The organism is Prescottella subtropica, from assembly GCF_005434945.1.
Lineage (GTDB): Bacteria > Actinomycetota > Actinomycetes > Mycobacteriales > Mycobacteriaceae > Prescottella > Prescottella subtropica.
In genome coordinates this window covers 318,630-344,558 of sequence record NZ_SKCH01000002.1, presented here as the reverse complement: position 1 = coordinate 344,558, position 25,929 = coordinate 318,630, and the positions used below count along the sequence as shown (strand labels likewise).

General features: G+C 69.7%; 25 protein-coding genes and 1 tRNA gene. 9 read left to right on the top strand and 17 right to left on the bottom strand.

From position 1 onward, the window contains the following. Nucleotides 1–5: 5 nt before the first annotated feature. A complete protein-coding gene (locus E0497_RS03950) occupies nucleotides 6–1,679 on the top strand; it encodes a GAF domain-containing sensor histidine kinase (RefSeq protein WP_137723466.1) in 1,674 nt (557 codons plus the stop codon). Nucleotides 1,680–1,731: 52 nt separating this feature from the next. Here E0497_RS03950 and E0497_RS03945 read toward each other — a convergent pair whose 3' ends face one another. Beyond that, the gene (locus E0497_RS03945; RefSeq protein WP_137723465.1) at nucleotides 1,732–2,367 is read right to left on the bottom strand and encodes a response regulator transcription factor; all 636 of its coding nucleotides are present in this window, start codon (nucleotides 2,365–2,367) and stop codon (nucleotides 1,732–1,734) included. Nucleotides 2,368–2,557: 190 nt separating this feature from the next. On the opposite strand from E0497_RS03945, the gene htpG reads away from it, so the two are divergent. Continuing rightward, nucleotides 2,558–4,456, top strand: a complete 1,899-nt coding sequence (gene htpG / locus E0497_RS03940) for a molecular chaperone HtpG (RefSeq protein WP_137723464.1) — start codon at nucleotides 2,558–2,560, stop codon at nucleotides 4,454–4,456. A gap of 60 nt (nucleotides 4,457–4,516) precedes the next feature. On the opposite strand, the gene E0497_RS03935 is transcribed toward htpG, so the two are convergent. The 4 genes from E0497_RS03935 to E0497_RS03920 form a co-directional block, all read right to left on the bottom strand. Next, nucleotides 4,517–5,038 carry a hypothetical protein gene (locus tag E0497_RS03935; protein ID WP_137723463.1) on the bottom strand — a complete coding sequence of 174 codons (522 nt, stop codon included), beginning with the start codon at nucleotides 5,036–5,038 and terminating at the stop codon, nucleotides 4,517–4,519. Between the two features lie 499 nt (nucleotides 5,039–5,537). Further along, nucleotides 5,538–6,461 carry a universal stress protein gene (locus tag E0497_RS03930; RefSeq protein ID WP_137723462.1) on the bottom strand — a complete coding sequence of 308 codons (924 nt, stop codon included), beginning with the start codon at nucleotides 6,459–6,461 and terminating at the stop codon, nucleotides 5,538–5,540. A 33-nt stretch (nucleotides 6,462–6,494) separates the two neighbouring features. Continuing rightward, nucleotides 6,495–7,535 carry an LLM class F420-dependent oxidoreductase gene (locus E0497_RS03925; protein ID WP_137723577.1) on the bottom strand — a complete coding sequence of 347 codons (1,041 nt, stop codon included), beginning with the start codon at nucleotides 7,533–7,535 and terminating at the stop codon, nucleotides 6,495–6,497. 52 nt (nucleotides 7,536–7,587) lie between these two features. Beyond that, nucleotides 7,588–8,514, bottom strand: a complete 927-nt coding sequence (locus E0497_RS03920) for a universal stress protein (RefSeq protein ID WP_137723461.1) — start codon at nucleotides 8,512–8,514, stop codon at nucleotides 7,588–7,590. A 206-nt stretch (nucleotides 8,515–8,720) separates the two neighbouring features. On the opposite strand from E0497_RS03920, the gene E0497_RS03915 reads away from it, so the two are divergent. The 4 genes from E0497_RS03915 to E0497_RS03900 all read left to right on the top strand — a co-directional run bounded on the left by E0497_RS03915 (nucleotide 8,721) and on the right by E0497_RS03900 (nucleotide 12,350). Continuing rightward, complete coding sequence (locus tag E0497_RS03915; RefSeq protein ID WP_137723576.1) at nucleotides 8,721–9,179, top strand: RrF2 family transcriptional regulator; 459 nt, start codon at nucleotides 8,721–8,723, stop codon at nucleotides 9,177–9,179. Between the two features lie 35 nt (nucleotides 9,180–9,214). Then, nucleotides 9,215–10,438, top strand: coding sequence for a globin domain-containing protein (locus tag E0497_RS03910; protein WP_137723460.1), 1,224 nt, complete (start codon nucleotides 9,215–9,217; stop codon nucleotides 10,436–10,438). Nucleotides 10,439–10,530: 92 nt separating this feature from the next. Then, complete coding sequence (locus E0497_RS03905; RefSeq protein WP_137723459.1) at nucleotides 10,531–11,553, top strand: Dyp-type peroxidase; 1,023 nt, start codon at nucleotides 10,531–10,533, stop codon at nucleotides 11,551–11,553. Further along, nucleotides 11,550–12,350, top strand: a complete 801-nt coding sequence (locus tag E0497_RS03900) for a family 1 encapsulin nanocompartment shell protein (protein ID WP_137723458.1) — start codon at nucleotides 11,550–11,552, stop codon at nucleotides 12,348–12,350. The genes E0497_RS03905 and E0497_RS03900 overlap by 4 nt, the downstream gene beginning before the upstream one ends. 15 nt (nucleotides 12,351–12,365) lie before the next feature. On the opposite strand, the gene E0497_RS03895 is transcribed toward E0497_RS03900, so the two are convergent. Beyond that, on the bottom strand, nucleotides 12,366–13,172 hold the full coding sequence (locus E0497_RS03895; RefSeq protein WP_137723457.1) for a M23 family metallopeptidase: 807 nt from the start codon (nucleotides 13,170–13,172) through the stop codon (nucleotides 12,366–12,368). A 187-nt stretch (nucleotides 13,173–13,359) separates the two neighbouring features. Between E0497_RS03895 and E0497_RS03890 the strand changes: the two genes are divergently transcribed. Next, nucleotides 13,360–13,432, top strand: a tRNA-Arg gene (locus E0497_RS03890). A 7-nt stretch (nucleotides 13,433–13,439) separates the two neighbouring features. On the opposite strand, the gene E0497_RS03885 is transcribed toward E0497_RS03890, so the two are convergent. The 11 genes from E0497_RS03885 to E0497_RS03835 all read right to left on the bottom strand — a co-directional run bounded on the left by E0497_RS03885 (nucleotide 13,440) and on the right by E0497_RS03835 (nucleotide 24,083). Further along, nucleotides 13,440–15,038, bottom strand: a complete 1,599-nt coding sequence (locus E0497_RS03885) for a substrate-binding domain-containing protein (RefSeq protein ID WP_137723456.1) — start codon at nucleotides 15,036–15,038, stop codon at nucleotides 13,440–13,442. Between the two features lie 20 nt (nucleotides 15,039–15,058). Further along, nucleotides 15,059–15,490, bottom strand: a complete 432-nt coding sequence (locus E0497_RS03880) for a type II toxin-antitoxin system Rv0910 family toxin (protein ID WP_137723455.1) — start codon at nucleotides 15,488–15,490, stop codon at nucleotides 15,059–15,061. A 99-nt stretch (nucleotides 15,491–15,589) separates the two neighbouring features. Continuing rightward, complete coding sequence (locus E0497_RS03875; RefSeq protein WP_137723454.1) at nucleotides 15,590–17,227, bottom strand: solute symporter family protein; 1,638 nt, start codon at nucleotides 17,225–17,227, stop codon at nucleotides 15,590–15,592. After that, the gene (locus E0497_RS03870; RefSeq protein WP_137723453.1) at nucleotides 17,224–17,586 is read right to left on the bottom strand and encodes a DUF485 domain-containing protein; all 363 of its coding nucleotides are present in this window, start codon (nucleotides 17,584–17,586) and stop codon (nucleotides 17,224–17,226) included. Before E0497_RS03870 ends, E0497_RS03875 begins: the two co-directional genes overlap by 4 nt. Before the next feature lie 165 nt (nucleotides 17,587–17,751). Then, nucleotides 17,752–18,201: a redox-sensitive transcriptional activator SoxR gene (gene soxR / locus E0497_RS03865; RefSeq protein ID WP_137723452.1), complete on the bottom strand. Its 450-nt coding sequence runs from the start codon at nucleotides 18,199–18,201 to the stop codon at nucleotides 17,752–17,754. Then, complete coding sequence (locus E0497_RS03860; protein WP_137723451.1) at nucleotides 18,185–18,604, bottom strand: Rieske 2Fe-2S domain-containing protein; 420 nt, start codon at nucleotides 18,602–18,604, stop codon at nucleotides 18,185–18,187. Before E0497_RS03860 ends, soxR begins: the two co-directional genes overlap by 17 nt. 28 nt (nucleotides 18,605–18,632) lie before the next feature. Next, a complete protein-coding gene (locus E0497_RS03855; protein WP_137723575.1) occupies nucleotides 18,633–20,363 on the bottom strand; it encodes a sodium/solute symporter in 1,731 nt (576 codons plus the stop codon). Between the two features lie 35 nt (nucleotides 20,364–20,398). Continuing rightward, entirely contained in the window at nucleotides 20,399–20,791 is a 393-nt protein-coding gene (locus E0497_RS03850) for a hypothetical protein (protein WP_137723450.1), read from the bottom strand. Beyond that, nucleotides 20,788–21,585 (bottom strand): LytR/AlgR family response regulator transcription factor, encoded by a 798-nt coding sequence (locus tag E0497_RS03845; protein ID WP_137723449.1) that lies wholly within the window; start codon nucleotides 21,583–21,585, stop codon nucleotides 20,788–20,790. Before E0497_RS03845 ends, E0497_RS03850 begins: the two co-directional genes overlap by 4 nt. Before the next feature lie 42 nt (nucleotides 21,586–21,627). Continuing rightward, entirely contained in the window at nucleotides 21,628–22,845 is a 1,218-nt protein-coding gene (locus E0497_RS03840) for a histidine kinase (RefSeq protein ID WP_137723448.1), read from the bottom strand. After that, on the bottom strand, nucleotides 22,842–24,083 hold the full coding sequence (locus E0497_RS03835) for a lipase family protein (RefSeq protein WP_170312855.1): 1,242 nt from the start codon (nucleotides 24,081–24,083) through the stop codon (nucleotides 22,842–22,844). The genes E0497_RS03840 and E0497_RS03835 overlap by 4 nt, the downstream gene beginning before the upstream one ends. Before the next feature lie 299 nt (nucleotides 24,084–24,382). Here E0497_RS03835 and E0497_RS03830 point away from each other — a divergent pair, with 299 nt between their 5' ends. Both E0497_RS03830 and E0497_RS03825 read left to right on the top strand, forming a co-directional pair. Beyond that, nucleotides 24,383–25,114 carry a tyrosine-protein phosphatase gene (locus E0497_RS03830; protein WP_241665691.1) on the top strand — a complete coding sequence of 244 codons (732 nt, stop codon included), beginning with the start codon at nucleotides 24,383–24,385 and terminating at the stop codon, nucleotides 25,112–25,114. Between the two features lie 29 nt (nucleotides 25,115–25,143). Then, nucleotides 25,144–25,920, top strand: a complete 777-nt coding sequence (locus E0497_RS03825) for an SDR family oxidoreductase (protein ID WP_137723446.1) — start codon at nucleotides 25,144–25,146, stop codon at nucleotides 25,918–25,920. Nucleotides 25,921–25,929: the final 9 nt, after the last annotated feature.

Sequence of the window (25,929 nt, the reverse complement as noted above, 5' to 3'; positions counted from 1 at the left end):
CCCTCATGGTCGACAGCGCGGATCGGGACTTCGACAACCTGGAAGAGGTCCTCGCGGACATGCGGGGACGCCTCGTCGACAGCGTCGCGACACCGGCCCGGCTGCAGGAACTGCTCGAGGCCGTCCTCGTCGTCGGGGCCGGTCTGGAACTCGACTCGATCCTGCAGCGCATCGTGCAGGCCGCGACCACCCTCCTGGGCGCCCGCTACGGTGCGCTCGGTGTACGGAACCCAGACGGCGGCCTGTCCGAGTTCGTGTACGAGGGCATCACGGAGGCCGAACGGAACCGGATGGATCACCTGCCGGAAGGGCACGGACTGCTCGGACTGCTGATCGAGCATCCGCGTCCGGTCCGCGTCGCGCATCTGGGTGCACATCCCGCCTCGAGCGGGTTCCCGCCGAACCACCCGCCGATGGACAGTTTCCTCGGCATGCCGATCATCGTGCGCGGCCAGGTGTTCGGCAGCATCTATCTCACCGAGAAGCGGTCCGGACCCGAATTCACCGACGAGGACGAAACCATCCTCGACGCCCTCGCCACCTCCGCCGGAGTCGCGATCGACAACGCGCACCTGTTCGAGGAGTCCCGCACCCGGGAACGCTGGCTCACCGCCCTCGCCGGTTTCAACGCCCGACTGCTGTCCGGCGGCTCGATCGACGAGGCCCTCGACCTGCTGGTCACCCGCACCCGGGATCTGTGCGGGGCGGACGGCGCCTACGTCCTGGTCGTCGACGGCGCACGGGCGAGCATCGAGGCTGCCGCGGCACCGGACGGACCGCGCGCCGGCAGTGTCCACGACCTGTCCGGCTCGGATCTGCTGCCGGTGGTGCGGGGGCGGCGTCCCGCCCGGCTCACCGAACAGGATCGGGTGGCGCCGTTCGGCACCACCGGCCGAGTCCGGGTCGCCGCACTGCCGCTGTCGACGACGTCCGGGGTCGCGGGGCTGCTGGTGGTGACCCGCAGCAGCGAATGCTGGACGCCGGACGAGATCACCCGGCTCGGGTCGATGGCCGACTCGGCGGCCCTCGCGGTGGAATTCGCCGACCAGCAGCACCGCCGACGGCAACTCGACGTCCTCGCCGACCGGGACCGCATCGCCCGCGACCTGCACGACAACGTCATCCAGCAGCTGTTCGCGACGGGGATGAGCCTGCAGTCCCTGCTGCTCGACGAATCCTGCCCCGTCCCCGAATCCGCGGCGGCCACACTCTCCCAGACGGTGACACAGCTGGATCGGACGATCAGCGAGATCCGCACCACGATCTTCGATCTGCACACCGCCGGTTCGGAGGCGTCGACGAGCCTGCGCCGACGCCTCCTCGACGCGATCGGCGACCTCACCACCCGCTCCACACTGACCCCGAACGTGCAGTTCACCGGCGCGATCGACACCCTGGTCCCGGCCCGGATCCATCCGCACGCCGAGGCGGTGCTGCGGGAAGGACTGAGCAATGCACTACGGCACGCCGGCGCCACCACGATCACCGTCGCAATCGACGCCGACGACCACCTCACCCTCCGTATCTGCGACGACGGCATCGGCGGCGTCCCCGACAATCCGCGCCGCAGCGGCCTCGCCAACCTGGCCCGCCGCGCCGAACAGTGCGGCGGCAGCTGCACCGTTCTACCGTCCGACACCGGTGGCACGGAACTGACCTGGCGGGTGCCGTTGCGATAGGTGCTGTGCGCCTTTTTGGTAGTAGCTACTACCAAAAAGGCGCACAGGTGCGTCAGCGCCTCGTGTTCTTCAGTTCCGTCGCGAGGACCGCGGCCTGGGTGCGGCGTTGCATGCCGAGTTTGGCGAGCAGGCGGGAGACGTAGTTCTTGATGGTCTTCTCGGCGAGGAAGAGGCGTTCGGCGATCTCACGGTTGGTGAGGCCCTCACCAATCAGTTCGAACACGGCCCGTTCCTGGTCGGACAGGTCGGCGAGCGGGTCGACGGTGCGTTCGGAGCGGATGCGCTGCATGAGGGCGGCGGTGGCGCGGCTGTCGAGGAGCGACCCGCCGGCGCCGACGGTGCGGACCGCGGAGATCAGGTCGGTACCGAGGATCTGCTTGAGCACGAACCCGGACGCCCCGGCCATGACGGCGTCGAACAGGGCTTCGTCGTCGGCGTACGACGTGAGCATGAGGCACCGCAGATCCGGGAGCACGGCCCGCAGGTCGCGGCACAGTTCGACGCCGTTGCCGTCGGGAAGCCGCACATCGAGGACGGCGACGTCGGCGCCGCTCCCGGGGATCCGGGCCATCGCCTCCCCCACCGATGCGGCCTCGCCGACCACCGTCAGGTCGGGGGCACTGCCCAGGAGATCGACCAGTCCGCGTCGGACGATCTCGTGATCGTCGACCAGAAAGACCCGTGTCATCGGTGCCACCTTCCGTGAACGCTCGGCACTCTCGACGAAAACGCTACCGTGCCTGTTTCGGCCGGTCGGCCCCGGTCTCTCCCACTACGTGGAATCGGCCGCGGGCGATGTGCGGACGCCGGCTCTGCGGCACAGTTTCGTCACGATCGGAGCATCGCTGCTCACCGCCGGGTGACCTACGATTTTCGGTATGACCACGGGTATCGAACAGCACGAGTTCCAGACGGAGACACGCCAGATCCTGGATCTGATGATCCATTCGGTGTACTCCAACAAGGACACCTTCCTGCGCGAGTTGGTCTCCAACTCGTCCGACGCACTCGACAAGCTCAAGCTCGAGGCGTTCCGCGACAAGGACCTCGAGGCCGACGTCTCGGATCTGCACATCGAACTGGTTCCGGACACCGAGGCGCGCACACTCACGGTGCGCGACAACGGGATCGGCATGTCCCGCGACGAGGTGATCGATCTGATCGGCACGCTCGCCAAGTCCGGGACGAACGAGCTACGGCACAAGCTGCGCGAAGCGCAGGATGCCGCAGCCTCGGAAGCCTTGATCGGGCAGTTCGGTATCGGCTTCTACTCGACGTTCATGGTCGCCGACAGGGTGACGCTGTTGACCCGCAAGGCCGGCGAGAAGCATGCGACGCGATGGGAGTCGTCCGGCGACGCCACCTACACGATCGAGACCGTCGACGACGCCCCGCAGGGCACGTCGGTGACACTGCACCTCAAGCCCGTCGACACCGACGACCACATGCACGACTACACGGCCGCGTCGACACTGCGCGAGATCGTCAAGCGCTACTCGGATTTCATCTCGTACCCGGTGCGGATGCAGGTCGAGGACGCCACCGAGGCGCTGAACTCGATGAAGGCGCTGTGGGCCCGCCCGCGCAGCGAGGTCACCGACGAGGAGTACAACGAGTTCTACAAGCACGTCAGCCATTCGTGGGACGATCCGCTCGAGATCGTCCCGATGAAGGCCGAGGGCACGTTCGAGTACCAGGCGCTGCTGTTCGTGCCGTCGCACGCGCCGTTCGACTTGTTCTCCCGCGAGCACCGGTCCGGTATCCACCTGTACGTCAAGCGGGTGTTCATCATGGACGACTGCGCGGAACTCATGCCCGAGTACCTGCGTTTCGTCACCGGTGTCGTCGACGCGCAGGACCTGTCGCTCAACGTGTCCCGCGAAATCCTGCAGCAGGATCGGCAGATCCGGGCGATCCGCCGCCGGCTCACCAAGAAGGTGCTCACCACGATCCGGGATCTGCAGTCGTCCGACGACAAGCAGACCCGCGACAAGTACACGACGCTGTGGTCGCAGTTCGGTCGGGTCCTCAAGGAGGGCCTGCTGTCGGACTTCGACAATCGTGAACTGCTGCTGGAGATCTCGTCGTTCCCGTCGACACACAGCGAGGACGAGCAGACCACGCTCGCACAGTACGTCGAGCGCATGCCCGACGGACAGGATCAGATCTACTTCCTCACCGGCGAGTCCCGCCAGCAGCTCGAGTCGTCGCCGCACATGGAGGCGTTCCGGGCCCGCGGACTCGAGGTGCTGCTGCTCACCGACCCGGTCGACGAGATGTGGGTGACATCGGTCCCCGAGTTCGACGGCCGGCCGCTGCAGTCGATCGCGCAGGGTGAGGTGGAGTTGGGTACCGACGAGGAGAAGAAGGAGGCCGAAGCCCAGCGCGAGGAGCAGGGCAAGGAATTCGCCGACGTCCTGGCGTGGCTGACGACGACCCTCGACGACCACGTCAAGCAGGTGCGGCTGTCGACGCGACTGACCGATTCCCCCGCGTGCATCGTCGGCGACGAGTTCGGCATGACCCCGGCCCTCGAACGCATGTATCGGGCGTCGGGACAGCAGGTTCCGCACTTCAAGCGGATCCTCGAACTGAACCCGACGCACCCGCTGGTCGAGGGCCTGCGGGCCGCGCACGCCGACCGCAGCGACGATCCGAGCCTCGCCGAGACCGCCGAACTGCTGTACGGCACCGCGCTTCTCGCGGAAGGCGGCGAACTCGAGGATCCGGCGCACTTCGCGAAGCTGCTCGCGAACCGGTTGGCGCGCACCGTCTGACGGAGCGTGCCCGGACCTGCACCGCTACCGGTGCGGGTCCGGGCACGGCCGGTCATCGGCTCAGCAGTCCCGGCGACGCGTCCACGCCGCACCCGCGCCCGCCGCAACGGTAAGGGCCAGCGCGGCACCGACGAGTACCCCCTCGATGTCGGCCGGGCCGCGTGTCACCGGCCCGCCACCGGCTTCGACCGCACCGGCCGGGACGACCGCGACCTGGCCGCCGCCGCGCGGAACATTCGGTGCCACTTCCTCACCGGGGCCGCCCTCGCCACCGGGGCCCTCGCCACCGGGGCCCTCGCCACCGGGGCCCTCGCCACCGGGACCGGGTGCGCCGGGGCCGCCCGGTCCGGGAATACCGGGTCCGCCGGAACCACCCGATCCGCCGGAGCCGCCGGAGCCGAGTGCCCCGCTCCCGAGGAGTGCACTGCCGAGCAGTGCGCTGCCGCCGCCCCCGTTGACGCTGCCGACACTACCGAGACTGCCACCACTGCCGACGCTACCGAGACTCCCGAGCAACGGCAGCGAACCGATCAACCCGAGGCTCCCGTCGTCGAGGCTCCCGACACCGCCGCTCCCGGTCACGCTCCCATCGCTCCCGGTCAAACTTCCGTCGCTCCCGGTCACGCTCCCGTCGCTCCCGGTCAAACTTCCGTCGCTCCCGGTCACGCTCCCGTCGCTCCCGGTGGAGGACACCGAATCGGCGTGTCCGACGGCCGGCGAGACGATCGCGAGTGCGGCGACAGCCGTTGCCGCACACATGATGCGGCTCTTCTTCTTCCGAGCGCAGGGGCTTTCCTTCGTGTACGTCGACATCGTGATAAGACCTCCTCGATCGTCCTGCATCGATGATGTGTTGACGCTGCGCCCACATCGCATGAAGTCGAGGAAATCGAAAGGCTGCCCTCGTTCGCACGAAACCCGCCGCCCCGACCGAACGGATGACGCTCCCCCACACGTACAGGCGACGTCACCGTAACATTCAGACCGGTCAATTTTGTGGAGTTGTCCATGCACACAACAATATTGACGGATATAGCGGATTCGAGCAGGAGTTCGGGAATGTACCGGCTGCCGGGTCCGGTCAGTTCTCCCGGGAGTCCGTCGACGGCACGATCATCACCGGGCAGTCGGCGGTGTGCAGCATGGCGCGACTGGTGGAGCCGAGCAGCATGCCGGTGAAGCCGCCGCGGCCGCGGGTGCCGACGACGATCAGCTGGGCCTGTTCGGCATATTCGCTGAGCACCCGCACCGGACGGTCCCGGGCCACGACCCGTTCGATGTCGACGTCCGGGTAGCGCTCCTGCCAGCCGGCCAGCCGTTCGGCGAGCACCACTTCCTCCCCGGACTGGATCCGGCTCCAGTGCGGGTCGTCGGGGGTGGCGCCGAGTGACGGCTGGACGCTCACATCGCTCCACACGTTGACGGCGACGAGGCCGGCGCTGCGTGTCGACGCCTCCTCGAACGCGGCCGCGACCGCGGGCCGGCACGATTCGGATCCGTCGACGCCGACGACGATCGGGCCCTCGGTCGGCGGGAGTCCGTCGAGGGTGCGGCCGCGGACCACCACGACCGGGCATGCGGCGTGGGCGGCGACGGCGGCGGTGACGGAACCGACGATCAGGCCGGCGATCTCGCCGTGCCCGTGCGAGCCGAGCACCAGTCGCCATGCCCGCGCCGACATCTCGATCAGTGTCGGTGCGGGACGCCCGTCGACCGCCTCGGTGGTGACGTCGATCGGTCCGACCGGCTCGGCGGACTGCCGGGCCAGTACCTGGGCGCTGTCGAGCCGTGCACGGGCGGTGTCGCGCAGCTCGTCCTGGAAGCTGCGCGCCAGGTACGGCTCGGAGTAGTAGAACGCCGGAATGTGGACGGCGGTGACGATGTGCAGGCGACGCCGGTGGAGTGCGGCGGAGCGCGCCGCCCACACCACCGCGTTCGACGCCGCCTCGGATCCGTCGACGGCGACGACGATCGCCTCGGTTGCGCTCGCTTCGGTTGCGCTCATGGGTGCGGGTTTCTCCTTCTCCGGTCGCGGCCGTCAGTCGGCGATCGCGCGCAGTTTCTCGATCTGGGCGACACGGCCCGCACGGTCGGCGGCGAGCGGGGTCACGTTGAGGGTGGTGACCCCGGCGGCCGCGAACGCCGCGACGCGTTCCTTCACGAAATCCTCGGTGCCGATGAGGGAGATGGCGCGCACCAGTTCGTCCGGGACGGCGGCCGCGGCCTCGTCCTTCTTGCCGGCGAGGTAGAGGTCCTGGATCTTCTCGGCCTCCGCCTCGTAGCCGTATCGGCAGGCGAGGTCGTTGTAGAAGTTCTTGCCCTTGGCGCCCATGCCGCCGATGTACAGCGCCAGATGCGGTTTGATCCACTGCAGCATCGGTTCGACGTCGTCGCCGATCGCGAGGGTGGGGCTCGCGTAGACCTGCAGGTCACCGAGGCTCGGATCGCGTTTGGCCTTACCGGCAGCGAGGGCCTCACCCCACACCGCGTCCGCCTTCTCCGGATGGAAGAAGATCGGCTCCCAGCCCTCGGCGATCTCCGCGGTCATCGCGACGTTCTTCGGACCGAGGGACGCGATGACGACCGGGATACGTTCGCGCACCGGGTGATTGATGAGCTTGAGCGGCTTGCCCAGCCCCGTGCCCTGCTCGGCGGGCAGCGGGATCTGGTAGTAGCGCCCCTGGTGCTCGACCTTCTCGCGGCGCCACACCTGGCGGCAGATGTCGACCAGTTCGCGGGTGCGACCGAGGGGGGCGTCGTACTTGACGCCGTGGAAGCCCTCGATCACCTGCGGCCCGGACGCGCCGATGCCCATGACGAAGCGGCCGTTCGAGACGTAGTCCAGTCCGGCCGCGGTCATCGCCGTCAGGCTCGGGGTGCGGGTGTAGATCTGGAAGATGCCCGACGCGAGCTCCACCGTCGACGTCTTCGCCGCGAGGAATCCGATCTGGCTGACCGCGTCGAACGAGTACGCCTCGGGGACGAACACGATGTCCAGCCCGGCTCGTTCCAGATCGGCGACCTCGTCGGCGGTCTCGGTGAATCCACCGCTGTAGTTCAAGCCCATACCGATACGCATCGGCGACCCCATTCCGTGATTCCTGTGACGGACGTTACAACCGGTTCGAACTCTACGACCGTGCGGGACGAACCACCATCACCGGGCACTGCGCCTTCTGGACCAGTTCGTTGCTGGTGGAACCGAGCAGCAGTCCCCGGAATCCGCCGCGGCCACGGCTGCCGACGACCACCAGCTGCGCCTTCTGCGACCACGCGAGCAGGTGGGTGCGCGGGCCGTCGACGTACAACTCCCGCCGGATCTCGACGTCCGGGTAGCGATCGGACCAGCCGGCGAGTCGCTCGGAGAGCACCTCGTGTTCGGCGTCCTCGAACCCCCGCGGATCGCGGATCGCACTGCGCTCGCCGGCGAGGGTGCCGTGCGGGGTGTCGCTCCACGCATGGATCGCGACGAGCGGCACCCCGCGCCGCGCGGCCTCCTCGAACGCGACGGCGGTGGCCCGCTCGCTGGTGGGGCTGCCGTCGATACCGACGACGACCGGCCCGCTGTCCGGGACCGCGCCGTCCCGCTGGTGCACCACCACCACCGGGCACACGCCGTGGCTGGCCGCATTGACGGCCGTCGACCCGATACCGCCGGCAGCGCCGCGGCCGGACGCCCCGAGCACGAGGGCCCGCGAGTCCTCGGACAGCGACACCAGCCAGCGGGCGCCGCCCATCGTGGAGATCTCGGTGGAGATGTCGAGGTCGGCGGACACCTGCCGCGCGGATTCGGCTGCCGCAGTGACGATGTCCTTGCCCTGCACCTCCATCCAGTCGTAGATACCGGCGACGTCGAGGTACGGGGCACCGTAGGTGTACGGCGAGAAGTTCAGGGCGTGGATGATCCGCAGTGACAGCTTCCGGGCGGCGCACATGCGGGCAGCCCACACGACAGCGGCCTGTGCGGCGGCCGAGCCGTCGACACCCACCACCACCGAATTCGCGTCCCGCGCGGTCGACGGTTCGTCGACGCCGTACTGAATCCCCTCGGCGGCCATCCCGCTCACCCACTTCCGTTGCGACGATCCGGTGTCGTCTCCGACGTTAGTCACTCACCCGGGCCCGCGGGTGGATGCGCAGGTCCCGGGCGGTTCGGGACCAAGGTCCCGGCCGCCTGGGGCCAAGGTCGGAACATGATCACCGGCGCCGCGACGCGCGTCACATTTAATTGTCATCCGACATGACAATTTTCTACGGTCGTGTCATGCAGTTGACGCAGTTCACCGATCTGGGCTTGCGGATCGTGATGCGCCTGGCGGCCGAACCGGTCGCCGGCGCACCCGCCGAGCCCGGTACCCGCGTGATCGCGCAGCAACTCGCAGTGTCGTACAGCCACGCCACGAAAGTGGTTGCCCGGCTGGGTGAACTCGAGGTCCTCACCACGCGCAGGGGGCGTGGTGGTGGCCTCGCGATCACCGATCTGGGACGGAGTGCGTCCCTCGGCTGGCTCACCCGTCAACTCGAGGGCGACGCCGAGGTCGTGACGTGCGAAGGCGACAATCCTTGCCCGTTTCGACACGCTTGTCGGCTACGCTCCGCCCTGCGTGACGCCCAGAACGCGTTCTACGACGCACTGGACACCCTGACGGTCCGCGACCTCACCGCCGCCGGATCGTCCACCGAGAACCTGCTGTTGACACTCACCGTGCCGGCAGCGAAGTAGAACCCCACCACAACCCGACCGAACAGGAGAATCCGATGCTCTCGGAGGCCTCGAAGGAAACCGTCCGCGCCACCCTGCCCGCCGTGGGTGCGGCGATCGGCGACATCACGACACTCTTCTACCAGAAGCTGTTCACCGCCAACCCGACCCTCGAGACCGATCTGTTCAACCGCGGCAACCAGCAGCAGGGCGAGCAGCAGAAGGCTCTCGCCGGCGCCATCGCCGCGTTCGCGACGCTGCAACTCGACCCCGACGAGGAACGCGTGCAGACCATCCTGTCGCGCATCGCACACAAGCACGCGTCGCTCGGCATCACCGCCGACCAGTACTGGGTCGTCCACAAGCACCTGTTCGAGGCGATCGTCGAGGTCCTCGGCGAGGCCGTGACGCCGGAGGTCGCCTCCGCCTGGGACGAGGTGTACTGGCTGATGGCCAACACCCTCATCGCGATGGAGAAGGACCTGTACGCGGGTGCCGGTGTCGAGGCGGGCGACGTGTGGCGGACCGTGAAGGTGGCGCTGCGTACCCACCAGTCGGCCGACACCGTGTCGTTCACGCTGGCCTCCCTCGACGGTTCGGCCCTGCCGACCTTCGCTCCCGGCCAGTACATCTCGGTGCAGGTGGAGTTGCCGGACGGCGCCCACCAGATCCGCCAGTACAGCCTGGCGTGCGAGCCGACGGACGCCGAGTGGCGGATCACCGTCAAGCGGATCAGCGCCCTGACCCGGGCCGACGGATCCACCGTCCCGGCCGGCGAGGTGTCGAACTTCCTGTACGACAACCTCTTCGAGGGCGACGAGCTGAAGGTATCGCTGCCGTTCGGTGACCTGACGCTGCCCGAGGACGACGCACCGCTGCTGCTCATCTCTGCCGGCATCGGCTGCACCCCGATGATCGGCATGCTCGAGCACCTCGCGTCGACGGACGACACGCGCGCCGTCTCGGTGCTGCACGCCGACCGTTCGGCCGCGCAGCACGCCCACCGCGCCGAGCTCGCCGAGCTCGTCGACCGCCTGCCCTCGGGTGTCGTGCACCGCTGGTACGAGGATCTGGGTGCGCGTGAGGCGTTCGCCGGAACCCGTCTGGGCCGTGCGGATCTGACCGACATCGTCATCGAGCCCGGTACCCGCGCGTTCCTGTGCGGCCCGCTGCCGTTCATGCTCGCGATGAAGGAGTCGCTCATCGCCCGCAACGTCCCGGCCGAGAACATCCACTACGAGGTGTTCGGCCCGGACAGCTGGTCCGGCGCGAGCGCGTAGCCCCCAGCCCGACCCGCGACCGCCGGCGACATGATGTCGCCGGCGGTCGCGGCTTTTCCGGCGTCCGGGGCCGGGGTGATCTACGGTGAGGTGTGGCCCGATCACAGTTGATCCTGACGCCGCTCACCCCCGCGGCGATCTTCCTCGTGTTCACCGTCGACGAGGGCGGCGAGGGCACTGTCCGTGATCTGCTCGCCGATGTGGACGGGCTCCGCAAGTCCGTCGGATTCCGGGTTCCCGGATCGGGATTGGTGTGCGTCACCTCGATCGGCTCGTCCGCGTGGGACCGGCTGTTCGACGGGCCCCGTCCCGCCCAGCTGCACGAGTTCGTCGCGCTCGACGGGGGACGCCACCGCGCACCGTCGACGCCCGGCGACCTGATGTTCCACATCCGCGCGGTATCGACGGACCTGTGCTTCGAGCTCGCGTCGAAGATCGTGGACCGGTTGCGCGGTGCGGCCACCGTCGTCGACGAGACCCACGGTTTCCGCTACTTCGAACAGCGCGACCTGCTCGGCTTCGTCGACGGCACCGAGAACCCCGAGGACATCGAGGCCGCGGAGGCAGCCCTGGTCGGCGACGAGGATCCCGGCTTCACCGGGGGCAGTTACGTGATCGTGCAGAAGTATCTGCACGACATGGACTCCTGGAACGCGATCTCCACCGAGGAGCAGGAACGCGTCATCGGCCGCACCAAACTCGACGACATCGAACTCGACGACGACGTGAAACCGTCGAATTCCCATGTCGCCCTGAACACGATCACCGACGACGCCGGCGGCGAGCGTCGGATCCTGCGTGTCAACATGCCGTTCGGCAGCCTCGGCGCCGGCGAGTTCGGCACCTACTTCATCGGATACGCGGCCACCCCGGCGGTGACGGAGGAGATGCTGCGCAACATGTTCGTCGGCGTACCCGTGGGCAACACCGACCGCATCCTCGACTTCTCCACGGCCGTCACCGGCGGCCTGTTCTTCTCCCCCACCCTCGAGTTCCTCGACGACCTCCCGTCCGCGCCGAACGTCCGGCCCGCCGTCACCGACGACACGAGCCCGTCCCCCGCCACGGACGGATCACTCGGAATCGGCAGCCTGAGAAGGAGTTCCACACGATGAACAATCTCTATCGCGGTCTCGCCCCCGTCACCGACGCCGCGTGGGCGTCGATCGAGGAGGAAGCTGCCCGCACCTTCAAACGACACATCGCCGGCCGCACCGTCGTCGACGTCTCCGGCCCGCACGGCACCGACTTCTCCGCGGTCGGCCTGGGCCGCACCACGGCGATCGACGCACCCGCGTCCGGTGTGCTGGCCCGGCAGCGGACGGTGGCCCCGCTCGTGGAGTTGCGGGTGCCGTTCACCCTGTCCCGCGAAGAGATCGACAACGTCGAACGCGGCGCACAGGACGCCGACTGGGATGCGGTGAAGGAAGCCGCGAAGAAGATCGCGTTCGCCGAGGACCGGGCGATCTTCGAGGGCTACACGGCCGCCGGGATCGTCGGCATCCGCGCGAACTCGTCGAACCCGCCGCTGCGGCTGCCCGACGACGTGCGCGACGTCCCCGAAGCGATCAGCCAGGCCCTGTCCGAGTTGCGGCTCGCCGGTGTCGACGGCCCCTACTCGGTGCTGCTGAGCGCCGACGCGTACACCCAGGTCAGCGAGACGTCCGATCACGGCTACCCGATCCGGGAGCACATCCGACGGCTCGTCGACGGCGACATCATCTGGGCGCCGGCGATCGACGGGGCGTTCGTGCTCAGTACCCGGGGCGGCGACTTCGACCTGCAGATCGGGCAGGACCTGTCGATCGGCTACCTGTCGCACGATTCGGAGACCGTCGAGCTGTACTTCCAGGAGTCGCTGACGTTCCTGAACTACACCGCGGAAGCCTCGGTCGCCCTGGCCCGCGGCTGACGTTCGACGGGTCCGTCACATGGTGGTGGAGGCGCCGCGCCACGTGACCGCGACACCGCGCTCCTCGAGCCACGACGACGGATCGGCCTTGGTGCCGGAGCTGTCCCACACCTCGAAGTGCAGGTGCGGTCCGGTGGACTGGCCGCGGTTGCCGACCGTGGCGATCTGCTGACCCGCGGTCACCCGCTGGCCGGCACTCACCTGGTAGTCGTTGACGTGGCCGTAGACGGTGGTGGTGCCGTCGTCGTGCAGGACCCGCACCCACAGGCCGAAGCCCGACGCCGGACCGGCGTCGACGACGACACCGTCGGCGGCCGCGAACACGGGAGTGCCGATCGGGGCGGCGATGTCGAGGCCGCTGTGCCGGACACCCCAGCGCGGACCGAAGTCGGAAGTGAGGGTGCCGGAGACGGGCTTGACGGCGCGCGGCGCGAGGCTGCCGGCGGAGCCGGTGGACCCCAACTGGGCCTCGGCGGTGGCGACGGCGGCGCGGATCGCGTCCTGCACCTGCGGCAGTTCGGCGGGAATCGGGGCGGCCTTGACGCTGTCGACGATCTGCTGCGCAGTCGGCAGCGCGGGCAGCACCGGCAGGGCCGGAAGTTCGGGCAGGGCCGGAAGTTCCGGCAGCTGGATCTGGGTGCCGGGAATCGTGGCGGCAGCGGCCGAGCCGGCACCGAGCTGCGCACCCGCGGTCAGGATCGCGCCGGTAGCGGCGGCGACGGTAGCGGCCTTGACACCCGCGCTGGGGCCCGGGGTTGCAAGGCGATGGCGTCCCACAGTTACTACCTCGTCAATCGTTTCTTCGGCCGCGCACTGCGCCAGTGCACTCGATCTTGCTGACGAGCCAAGGTAACAAATTCATATAGTCCGTGACCAGCGTTACTCGTTCTTTATTTTCGGCGAACCGAATCGCGGACCCGGCGACCTCGTCCGATTCATCGCCGGGCCACGCGGACCGCTACACTCACTGACTGCGGCAGGCGCACCGAATCGCGTCCACCCCGCCCCCGCCCTCGTAGCTCAGGGGATAGAGCACGGCTCTCCTAAAGCCGGTGTCGCAGGTTCGAATCCTGCCGAGGGCACAACAGCTCAGCCGGCCGCGCGACTCCGCATCGCGTCGACGAACACGCCGGGGATCTCCGCGGGGTTGCGGGCGATGTGGCTGGTGCCGCCGGTGGCGGCGGAAATCTTCTGCAGGACGGCGGCGTCGGCGTCCTCGGTGACACCGATGGTGACGATGATGACGGGGCGGGCCGGGTCCTGTTCCTTCTTCAGCGTCGCGAGCAGTTCGTCGAGCGTGATGCTCGACGGGTCCTCGTCGGCGCCGTCGGTGAGCAGGATGACGCTGTTGACCGCGGCCGGGTCGTAGCCCTCCTTGACCCTCCGGAACGCGGCGAGCGTCGTGTCGTAGAGTCCGGTGCCGCCCTTGACGAGGGTGGGGAGGGTGCGGACCGCGTCGGTCAGTTCCTGCCGTTGGGTGACGCCGTCGACGGTCTCGTCGAGCCGACGGATCGGGACGAGTTCGCGGTAGTCCTTGCCGCCACCCCCGAGGCCGATCGAGAACGCCCACAGCCCGAGTTGGGCGTTGTCGGGGAACAGTTTCGCACCGGTCTCGCTGGCCTGCACCGTGAGCGCGATCCGGGTGTCCGGGCCGGCCTTCTCGGCCATCGACCCGGACACGTCCTCGACGACGAGCGCCCGCGACGGCAACGCGAGCACCGCATAGCGTTTCAGTGCCTGCGCGGCCGCGACCGGATCCGACGGGGTCAGCACCGGAATGTCGCCGACACCACGCCCGCCGTCCAGAGAGGAACGCCCCGGGCTGCGGAAACCGGTGCGGGACAGCGCACTACGTCCGGTCTCGGACGCCATCACCGTAGCGAGGGCGACCCCGGCGTCCTTCACTGCGGTGTGGTCGGTGCCGGACGTGGTCACCACCACCGGGTAGTCGAGGAACACCGCACCCGAGTCGGGCACCGTCGTCGTCACTGCCGTGTCGCCGACCACCTGCTGTTCGGTGACGATCGCGATGCCGCCGTCGGATGCCACGGCTGCCAGTCGCTGCGCGGCGTCGGCCTGGTGCATGTTCGCGGCCTGCGCCTGCGCGAGCGGCACGAGTGCCGCCGGAACCGCGTCGGCAGCAACAATTCCCGCGCCGGCCTCGGCGAGCGCACCGACGATCGGGGCGTTCGAGACACTGCTGGTGAGCGGGTCACCGATCCGCAGTCCGTGCAGTCGCAACACGTCGAGCCAGGTCGCGAACGACGGCATCTCACCGGCGCGGGACGCGATCACCACCGGAGTGGTGGCGATCGACGGGAAGGCCACGTCGAACGGGGTGCCCGACCCGGCGGTGGCCTTCGCGACCCACTGCGTCGAATCGGGAATCCACAGGTCGGGTCGGTTGGGGTCGCCGGGGGCACCGAGTCCGTCGGCGCCGGGTGCCGCGGTGATCGTGAACGACCGGCAGCCGAGATCCTCGGCCGACGCCGACGCCGTGACCTCGGTGAGGATCGGTGCGATCGACGGGTCCGTCGCCACCCGGTACTCGCTCACCGTGTCGCAGCCGCCACTGCGGTCGACAAACACGTAGGCGCCGGTACCGACGGCCGCCGCGGCGACGAGACCGATCGCGCCGTACGCGACGGCGGGCCGGCGCGAGCGCGGTGCAGTGTGACGACCGGGCATCTTCCCGAGACCTCCCCGGATCAGGTGTAGAGGGTGACGAACTTCTGCAGGGAACTCTCGATGTCACCGCGCAGGGCCCGCGCGACACCGGACCCGATCGGCCCGAACAGCGGCGCGCCGCCGAGTTCGATGTCGAGGATCACCTTCGCGCCCGCGGCCACCTGTTCGACACCGAGGATCAGTCCGAGTTTGATGCCGCCCTTGCCGTCGCCCTTCAGCACGAGGCTGCGCGGCGGATCGTATTTCTTCAGGGTCCAGGTGACCCGGTTCCGCAACCCCTTGACGGACACGATCGAGCTGACGGTGGTGCCGGCCCGCAGTTCGGTGGGCAGTTCGCTGCGCCACGCCTCGTGGATGCTGAGCCACTCGTCGAAACCCGTCAGATCCGACGCTCGTTTCCACGCGTCCTCGGGACTCATGGGGACGTCGACGGACACCTTCAGCTTGGCCATCGTCGGATCGTAGCCGCCGAGAAACGCGACGTACAGGACCGTACGGGACGCCGCTGCGCCCCGCGTCGGGGGACGCGGGGCGCAGCGGGACCGGGTTTGCTAGTGCGCGACGGCCTTCTCCACACCGACACCGGTGAGCGAGCGGACCTCCATCTCGGCCTGCTTGGCCGGGTCCTCGAGCTTGCGTCGGCCCACGTAGGTGCCGACGATGCCGAGCAGGAAGGCCAGCGGGATGGACACGATGCCCGGGTTGGACAGCGGGAACCAGGCGAAGTCGGCGTTCGGGAACATCGAACTCTTCGCACCGGAGACGGCCGGCGAGAACACGATCAGCACGAGGCAGCTGATCAGGCCGCCGTAGATGCTCCACAGGGCGCCGGTGGTGTTGAAGTCCTTCCAGAACAGCGAGTACAGCAGCGTCGGCAGGTTCGCCGACGCGGCCACCGCGAACGCCAGGGCGACGAGGAACGCGATGTTCTGGCCCATCGCCAGGATGCCGAGCACGATCGACGCGAGACCGATCACCACGACGGTGATCCGGGAGACCCGCACCTGCTCCTCCTCGGATACCTTGCCGCGCTTGATGACACTGGCGTAGATGTCGTGGGCGAACGAGGCCGACGCGGTGATCGCGAGGCCGGCGACGACCGCGAGGATCGTCGCGAACGCGACCGCGGAGATGATCGACAGGAACAGGGTGCCGCCGAGTTCGAAGGCGAGCAGCGGGGCGGCCGCGTTCTCCTTGCCGGGGGCGCCGAGGATCTTGTCGGGGCCGACCATCCGGGCGGCGCCGTAGCCGAGGACCAGGGTGAACAGGTAGAACGCACCGATCAGGCCGATCGCCCACGTCACCGAGCGGCGGGCCTCCTTCGCGGTGGGCACCGTGTAGAAGCGCATGAGCACGTGCGGCAGGCCCGCGGTGCCGAGGACCAGGGCGATGCCGAGAGAGATGAAGTCCAGCCGGGTCATCCCACTGATGCCGTACTTGGCACCCGGCGCGAGGATGTCGCGGCTCGCGACGGCGTCGTTCGTGGACTGGGAGACGGTGTTCTGGGCGTCGGCGAGCAACTGGGAGAAGTTGCCGCGCACCGCGAGCAGCACGAGCACGAACATGATGGCGGCCCCGGCGATGAGCAGGACGGCCTTGACCATCTGCACGTACGTGGTGCCCTTCATGCCGCCGACGAGGACGTACACGATCATCAGCACACCGACGACGGCGACGACGATCGCCTGACCGGCCTTGTCGTGGATGTCGAGCAGCAGCGCGACCAGTCCGCCGGCACCGGCCATCTGGGCGAGCAGGTAGAACAGCGACACGACGAGCGTGGACAGTGCCGCAGCCATGCGGACCGGACGCTGTTTCAGCCGGAAGCTGAGCACGTCGGCCATCGTGAATCGTCCGGTGTTGCGCAGGAGTTCGGCCACCAGCAGCAGCGCGACGAGCCACGCGACGAGGAAGCCGATCGAGTACAGGAAGCCGTCGTAGCCGTACACGGCGATCGCCCCGGCGATACCGAGGAACGACGCCGCCGACAGGTAGTCGCCGGCGATCGCGACACCGTTCTGCGGGCCGGAGAACTGGCCGCCGCCGGTGTAGAAGTCGGACGCCTTCTTGGTGGTGCGGCTCGCCCGGATCACGATGCCCATCGTGATCACCACGAACGCCACGAAGATGGCGATGTTGAGGACCGGGTTGCCGACCTGGGAACCCTCCGCCGCGAGAATCGTCGTCACTTGACCGGTCCTTCCAACTCGTCGCGGATCGCCGCGGCACGGGGATCGAGTTCACGGTTCGCGAACTTCACGTACAGCGCGGTGATCACGAACGTCGACACGAACTGGCCGAGCCCGAGGACGATGCCGATGTTGACGTGACCGATCACCTCGGTGGCCATGAAGCCCGACGCGTACGTCGCGAGCAGCACGTAGATCGCGTACCACGCGAGGAAGAACGCGGCCATCGGGAACACGAAGCGCCGCAAGCGAGTCCGCAACTCCTGGAACTGCGGACTGGCCTGCATGTCGAGGAAGGCCTGCGCGTCGGGGGCACTGCGCTGCGGCGGTACCCCCGAACCGAGGTCGGTGGTGGTCATGGTCGGCTCCTGGGACGTGGCGACCGCATCGCGAACGCTGGTGCGGTGGTTGCGATGCGACGTTAGTGAGAGCCAGGTCACAACCGAAGGGTGTGCTGCCGCTCACACGCCGAATTGCCCGACTGTGCGCCGAACGGTCGTCCGGCGACGACGAACGGTCGGCGATCAGTCCTCGTGCGGCAGTCGCCGCGGGCCGGGCCCGTCCGCGCCGAGCCGGTCCCCCGGGTTGAGGACCGCGCACCGCTGCAGCGACAGGCAGCCGCAGCCGATGCAACCGGTGATCTCGCGTTCGAGCTGCTCGAGTTCCCGTCGCCGCGCCTCGAGGTGCGCGGCCCACCGCCGGGAGATCCGCTCCCAGTCCTGCTGGCCGGGCATCCGGTCGTGCGGCAGATCCGCGAACACGTCCGCGACCTCCGACAGCGGGATACCGAGCCGTTTCGCGACGAGGATCAACGACAACCGTCGCAGCACGTGCCGCCGATAGCGGCGCTGATTCCCGGACGTGCGCTCCGACTCGATCAGCCCCTGATCCTCGTAGAACCGGATCGCCGACGACGCGATCCCGGCACGCTCGGCGACCTGGCCGATCGTCAGGAGGTCAGTTGCCGCGGGCATCCGGGCCCCTCCGAACCCCTGCCGGCGCCGGCACCCCACCGAACCATTCGGCCGGCCCCGAACGGGTGGCGCGTCCGTAGGCCCGGGTCTCGGGGGCCCGCACGTACACCTGTCCGTCGCGTTCTTCGGTGGGCCACACCCGCAGCGGTGTCGGTTTCGGGGAGCCGCCGACGCACTTCCCGGCCCCGTTCCACCGCCACTGGTGTGCCGGACAGTCGAGGTGGTCACCGACGACGCGGCCACGGCTCAGGTCGGCGCCCATGTGCGGGCAGCGGGCGTCGAAGATGTGGACGGCGCCGGCCCGGTCGGCGAACGCCACCAGGTCGGTGTCGAACGCGCGGACCGCGTGCGCGGCGCCGTCCCGGAAGTCGTCGGCCGCCCCGACACACTGCCATTCGGTCACGAGTTCTCCTTCGGTGGAAGCGGATCCGTCAGCTCGACCGCAGGTCCCGCTCCCGGTCGCGGCCCATGCCGAGCCGTTCCGGGGCGTGCATGCGGGTGAAGATCCGGCCCACGTCGCGCGGCACCTGCCGGCGGGTGAGGAGGCTGACGACGACCATCGTCGCGAACGCGAGCGGCACGCTCACCGCGGCCGGGTAGCCGAGAAGCACCGCCGGCCAGCCGTGCCACGCGTCGACGGGCACCACGTCGGCGACGGCGATCAGTGCCGCCCCGCCGGCTGCGACGATCCCGGCGATCAGGCCGGCCGCGGCCCCGGCCGGGGTGAGGCGACGCCACCAGATGCCGAGCACCAGCAGCGGGCACAGGGTGGATGCGGCGACCGCGAGGACGAGGCCCACCGATCGGGACAGGTCGAACGACGACGCCGCGAGCGCGAGAGCCATCGGCACGATGCTCGCGAGCAGCACCGCGACCCGGAAGTCGCGGACCCGGCCGCGCAGCACGTCGGTGCTCAGGACGCCGGCGATGCTCACCAGCAGACCCGACGACGTCGACAGGAACGCCGCGATCGCGCCCGCGGCGACCACCCCGGCGAGCAACTGCCCGGCCCACCCGGACAGCACCGACCCGGGCAGCAGCAGGACCGCGGCGTCGGAGGTGCCGGTGATGAGCAGCTGCGGCACGTACATGCGGGCGAACACCCCGAGCAGCACCGGGAACAGATAGAACCCGCCGACGAGCGCGATCACGACGAGCGACGTCATGCGGGCCGCCCGCCCGTCCGGGTTGGTGTAGAAGCGGACCAGCACGTGCGGCAGCCCCATCGCACCGAGGAACGTCGCCAGGATCAGCGAATACACCTGGTAGCGCGGGTGCGGGTCACCGAATCCGCCTCCGGGCAGCAGCCACTCGGCGCCGTCGGCGGGGGCGCCCGCGACGACGGGGACGTGGGATCCGGCGGGCAGGACGAGGGTGGTGCCGGCGCCGAGTTCGTGGCGTCCGGTGCCCAGGTGCACGGTCCCGACGGTGGGGCGTCCGTCGAGGGTGCCGTCGAGGGCCGCGTCGATCGGGGTGGCGACCTGCACGACGACGTCGGTGGTGACGTCGACGGTGGTCTGCTCGGCGACGGTCGGGGGTGCGGGCTGGCCGACGGGCTGTCGGTCGGCGGCGTAGTGGACGGTGAGGACGAGGGCGGGGATCGCGACCGCGGACAGTTTGAGCCAGTACTGGAACGCCTGCACGAACGTGATCGACCGCATGCCGCCGCCGACGACGTTGCCGATGACGATGGCACCCACCACCACGACGCCCACCCAGCCGGGGACGCCGAGCAGGATGTTCAGGGTCAGTCCGGCGCCCTGGAACTGCGGCACCATGTACAGCGTGCACACGAGCGCGACCACGACCATCGACAGTCGTCGCACCGGGACCGAGCCGAGCCGGAACTCCGCGAAGTCCGGGACCGTGTACGCGCCCGATCGACGCAGCGGTGCCGCCACGAACAGCAGCAGCCCCAGATAGCCGGCGGTGAACCCGATCGGATACCACAGGGCGTCCGCCCCGTACTTGGCGATCAGTCCGGCGACACCGAGAAACGATGCGGCCGAAAGGTATTCACCGGAGATCGCGGCGGCGTTCCAGCCGGGCCCGACGCTGCGGGACGCGACGAGGAAGTCGGAGGTGGTACGCGCCATCCGCACCCCGTAGAAGCCGATGCCGACGGTCGCGACGGCCGCGGCGACCAACGCCAGCAGAGTCATCACGGGTAGGGGTTGTCCGAGCACGCGGGCGTACCTCAGTCCTCGACCAGGTCGGTGAAGTCCTGCTCGTTGCGTTCGGCGGCGCGCACGTAGAACCAGCCGGCGCCGGTGAGGACCGGGACCGCCAGCACTGCGGTGAGCAGCCACGGCAACCGGATGCCGGCGACCGACAGGTCCGCGAACCCGGGGAACGCGATGCCGAGCAGCGGCACTGCCCCGAACAGCAGCACCACGACGGCGGCGACCCGCACCGCGAGCCCGAGCTGCGCCCGGACGAGGCCGCGGATCAGCGCGTCCCCGACCTCGGTCTGCTCCTCCACCTCGACGCGGGTGCGGACCATGCGGGCGCCGCGCCGGGTGGCGAGCACCACCCGCTCGCGCGGCGGCGGTGCCGCCCCGTGTCTCGGCGGCGGTGCCGGGGTCGTCATCTCGACGTCCAGGCCTGACGTGGGCCGCGGATGAGCCGGTCCTTGAGTTCGCGGGTGTGCCGGCGGCTGACGGGCAGTTCCACGGCGGGGGCGTCGCCCTGCGGTCGCAGGCACACCACCAGCCCGGAGCCGACGCTGCGGATGCCGGTGACCTCGGCGAGTGACACCAGGTATGAGCGGTGCACCCGCAGGAAACCGGCGTCGGCCCAGCGGTTCTCCAGCGACGAGATCGGGATCCGCACCAGGTGCGATCCGGTGGCGGTGTGCAGGCGCGCGTAGTCACCGTCGGCCTCGACCCATTTGACGGTCGATCGTGGCACCAGCGTGGTGACACCACCGAGTTCGACGGGGATCACCTCGTCGGCCGACGCGTCGTCGGTGCTCTCCTCGCGGGCACGGCGTCGGCGTTCGACGATCCGCCGCACCGCCTCGGCGAGGCGTTCCTCGCGCAGCGGTTTGAGCAGGTAGTCGACGGCCCCGAGGTCGAACGCCGCGACGGCCCGGTCCTCGTGCGCGGTCACGAACACCACCGACGGTGGGCTCGCGAACTGGCCGAGGATCCCGGCCAGCTCGAGACCGTCGAGTCCGGGCATGTTGATGTCGAGGAACACCGCGTCGACGCCGCCGTCACGCAGGATCCGCAGCGCCGTCGTCGCATCGCCGGCGGTGCGGGTCTCCCCGATCTCGTCGCGGGCACGCAGCAGGAAGGCGAGTTCGTCGAGGGCGGGCCGCTCGTCGTCGACCGCCAGCACCGTCAGGGGGCCGTCCACGGGCCCGTCAGAAGTTTCTTTCACAACGGATCCATCGTGCCATGCCCACTGTTCGGGCCGGAGCGGTCACGCCCGGATCCCCGGCCGGAACTTCGGCACCCGCATGCTCACCTTGGTGCCGGCGCCGGGCGCCGTCTCCACGACCAGGCCGTAGTCGTTGCCGAACGCGGCCCGCAGCCGGTCGTCGACGTTCGCCAGACCCACGTGCGCGGCCTCGGAAATGTTCGAGTCGTGGCTTCCTTCAGCACCCGGGACGACCGCGTCCAACTCCCCGGAACGCAGCAGTTCCGGGTCCATGCCGACGCCGTCGTCCTCGACGCTGATGACGGCGTCCGGTCCCGCGTCGGCGGCGACGATCGTGACGGTGCCGCCGTCCGCTCGGCCGGACAGCCCGTGCCGGACGGCGTTCTCGACGAGCGGCTGCAACGCCAGGAACGGCAGCACCACGCTGAGCACCTCGGGCGCCACCTGCAGTCGCACCTCCAGCTGGTCTCCGAACCGGGCCCGCTCGAGCGTGAGATAGCGGTCGATGTTGCGCAGTTCGTCGGCGAGGACGGTGTATTCGCCGGCCGCCCGGAACGAGTAGCGGGTGAAGTCGGCGAACTCGAGCACCAGTTCCCGGGCCCGGTCCGGGTCGGTCCGCACGAACGACGCGATCGTGCCGAGCGCGTTGTAGATGAAGTGCGGGCTGATCTGGGCGCGCAGGGCCCGCACCTCGGCGCGATCCAGGCGGGCGCGGGACGCGTCCAGCTCCGCCAGCGCGAGCTGCCCGCACACGTACCGGGCCACCTCGGTGAGCGCACCGAGCATCGCCGGGCCGGGTTCGCTCGTGGTCACCACCGCGAGAACCCCGACGACGTCGGTGTCGTCGACCAGCAGCGGCTGCGCGACGACGGCCCGCACCACCTGATCGGCGGGGTCGCGCACCAGGTCGCCGTGCGCCACCAGCACCCGGCGGCGGCCGTCGATCGCCCGCACCGCCGCAGCGGACACCTGCCCGGCCAGCGCCTCGTGCGGGCCCGTCCAGGCGAGCACGTCGCCGTCGGGGCCGAGGATCGCGAGCGCCTGGGTACCGGTCAGCAGCCGCAGATGCGGGGCCGCCTCGGCCGCCGAGTCCGCGTCGAGCCCGCCGCGCAGCGGCCGGGCCGCGAGGGACGCGGTGTGCAGGGTGTCGTGGACGGCACGTTCGGCGGGGGTGGTGAGGACGCGGCGGGTCCGCACGACGACGGCGGTCGCGACCACCGCGACCGCCACCAGCAGCACCCCCCACGCGACCGCGCTCACGGCGCCGCCTCCCCCGCACACGTGTTCACCACGGGCGCCCCGGTGAACCGGCCGGTGAGCCAGTCGACCGCGCCGGGCATCGCGCGGGAGTCGGCGTGCACGTCGTCGGCGCGGTACCGCATCTCGATCACGTCCCCGATCCCGCACGCCCGGCCGACCGCAGCGATCGTCCAGTCGGCGCGAATGAGGTTGTCGCGTCCGGCGATCACCACCAGCATCGGCGCCGACGCCGGTTGCTGCGGCAGCGCGTCCCGGGCCAGCCACTCCCGCATCCGGGCGACGTCGTCGTCGCTGCGCGGCAGCGTGTCCGCCGGGGTGAGACTCAGTGCCACCGACAGTTTCCGGGCCTTGAGCGGTCCGGTGCACGCGCGCAGCACGTCCCGGTTCTCGGTGAGCGGGCCCCGAATGTAGGCGCTCGCATCGAGGTCGGGATGCGACATCTCCAGCCCGTCGAGCAGGATCGGCAGGAACATCTGTTGCGGCAGATCCAGATTCGGTGGACCGTCGGAGACGATGGGGCTCAGGTCGGCGGGCGGCGACAGTGCGGCGGAACCGACCAGTTCGAGACCGTCACCGTAGTCGGCCGCCTGCTCGGCCGCCGCCCACGCCGCCTGCCCGCCCTGCGACACCCCGATCGCCGCCCACCGCGGCGAGACGTCCGGGATCAGGAACCGGGCGGCCCGCACCGCGTCGATCACGTTGCGGGCGGCGGTGATCGGCTCGAGATACGGGTGCGGCCCGTCGGTGCCGAGACCCTCGTAATCGGTGACGGCGACGACGAAACCACGGCCCAGCAGGTCCCGCACCAACCCGGCCTCGCCCAGCAGGTTCGGGTGCCGCGACGGCGCGCACTCGTCGAGCAGGCCCGTCGTCGGATGCCCGACGCTCACCACCGGCCACCCACCCGCCGGCGGCGTGCCCGCCGGGGCGAACACCGTCCCGGACACCTCGGTGCCGCGGCCGTCGATCCCCGACGTCGACCGGTAGAGGATCTTCTGCCCCACCAGACCGTCCGTGCCGGTGAACGGCTCCGCCGCAGTGACGATCCCCCGCTCGGTGGGGTCCGGGAGCGGGGCGGCCGAGGTCGTTTCGGACGGCGACACCGTCGTGTCGGGGGCGGCCGACGGGGTGGCCGGGCCGCCGCAACCGGCGGTCACCGCAGCCGCGGCGAGCAGGGCAAGGGCCGTCCGGGATCGGGTCACGGGTCGATTGTGCCCGGAGGGGGCGGCGGTACGCATCCGACGGAGGTGTCCGGTGGGCGGGAGAAGGTGGTTATTTTTCCGATTCGCACTGTCTACCGTCCGATCCCAGTCCGCTACCCCAACCGGAAGGATCGACCGTGACCCGACATCGCCCCAGGATCGCCGCCGCCGTACTCGCAGGGAGTCTGTTGTGGACGGGCCTCGGTGTCGCCGCCGCAGGTACCACCGGAGCTGCTTCTGCAGAATCACCTTCCATTGCTTCCCTTTTCGGAACCGGTTCACTCGATGTCGGCAGCCTCGACGCCCCGGCACCGGATGCTCCACGGCTGCCGAGCGTGGCGAACTTCCGCGACGTGTCCGGCACCGGCGCGGGATACACCGGCGCCGGTGGCGCCCACCTGAACAAGGGGCTCTTCTACCGGTCCGACGCGATCGTGCCGGACGATGCGGACCTGGCGACGCTCGGGAAGTTGGGGCTGTCGACGATCTACGACCTGCGCAGCGACGACGAGGTCGCGGACAAGCCGAACCGACTGCCCGACGGCGTCGACTACGTCCGCATCCCGATCCTCTCCGGCAACGTCGGCGAGATGGTCGACCAGATCCGGGTGCCCGAGGATGCGCGAAACATGATGCGCGGGATGAACCGTGACTTCGTCACGGGCGCCGCCGAGCGCGCCGGATTCGCAACGCTGCTCACCGCGATGGCGGACACCGACGGCGGCCAGGTCTTCCACTGCACGGCCGGCAAGGACCGCACCGGCTGGACCGCGATGCTGCTGCAGCACATCGCCGGTGTCGACGACGCCACGATCATGCAGGACTACCTGCTCACCAACGAGTACAACAAGGAGTGGGTGGCCAAGACCCGCGCCTACCTCGTCGCCACCCAGGGCGAGGCGGCCGCCGCACTGCTCGAGCCGCTGTTCGGTGTCGAGGCGAGCTACCTGCAGGCCGGTCTGGACGAACTCGCCGCCACCTACGGCACCGTCGACGCCTACCTCACCGAGGGCCTCGGGCTGAGCGCCGACATGATCGGCACGCTCCGGACCAAACTGCTCGGCTGACCGTCCCGCTCTCACACGAAAGCAGAACCATGACCCGCACCTATCTCGTCACCGGCAGCGCCTCCGGAATCGGCGCCGCCACCACGTCCCACCTGCGCGCCCAGGGGGCCCGTGTCATCGGCGCCGACCTGCGCGACGCCGACATCACCGCCGACCTCGCCACCGCTCACGGGCGCGCCGCACTGGTCGAACAGGCCTACGAGTTGTCCGGCGGCTCCCTCGACGGCGTGATCGCGTGCGCCGGTGTCGCCCTGTTCGACCCGCTCACGATCAAGGTCAACTACTTCGGTGCGGTCGCCACCCTGGAGGGGATGCGACCGCTACTCGCAGCATCGGAACATCCTCGTGCCGTAGTCATCTCGTCGGTCGCATCGGTGCACCCGAACGACCCGGCGATCGTCGACGCCGCCCTCGCCGGCGACGAAGACGCGGCCACCACCGCCGCGCAGGCCGCCGTGCAGCGCGGTGACGGCGCGCTCGTGTACGCGTCGTCGAAAACCGCGATCGCCCGCTGGGTCCGGCACACCGCGATCACTCCCGAGTGGGCCGGCGCCGGTATCCCACTCAACGCCATCGCCCCCGGCACGATCGTCACCCCGATGATCCAGGCGATGCTCGACTCCCCCGAAGCCTGCGCCGTCATCGACAGCGCCGTGCCCATGCCGCTCGCCGGTCACGCCCGCCCCGAACAGGTCGCACCCCTCCTGTCCTGGCTCACATCCGAACAGAACTCGCACGTCACCGGACAGGTCGTCTTCGTCGACGGCGGAGCCGACGCGGTCCTGCGCGGCGACGGCGTCTGGTAGGCGTCTCAC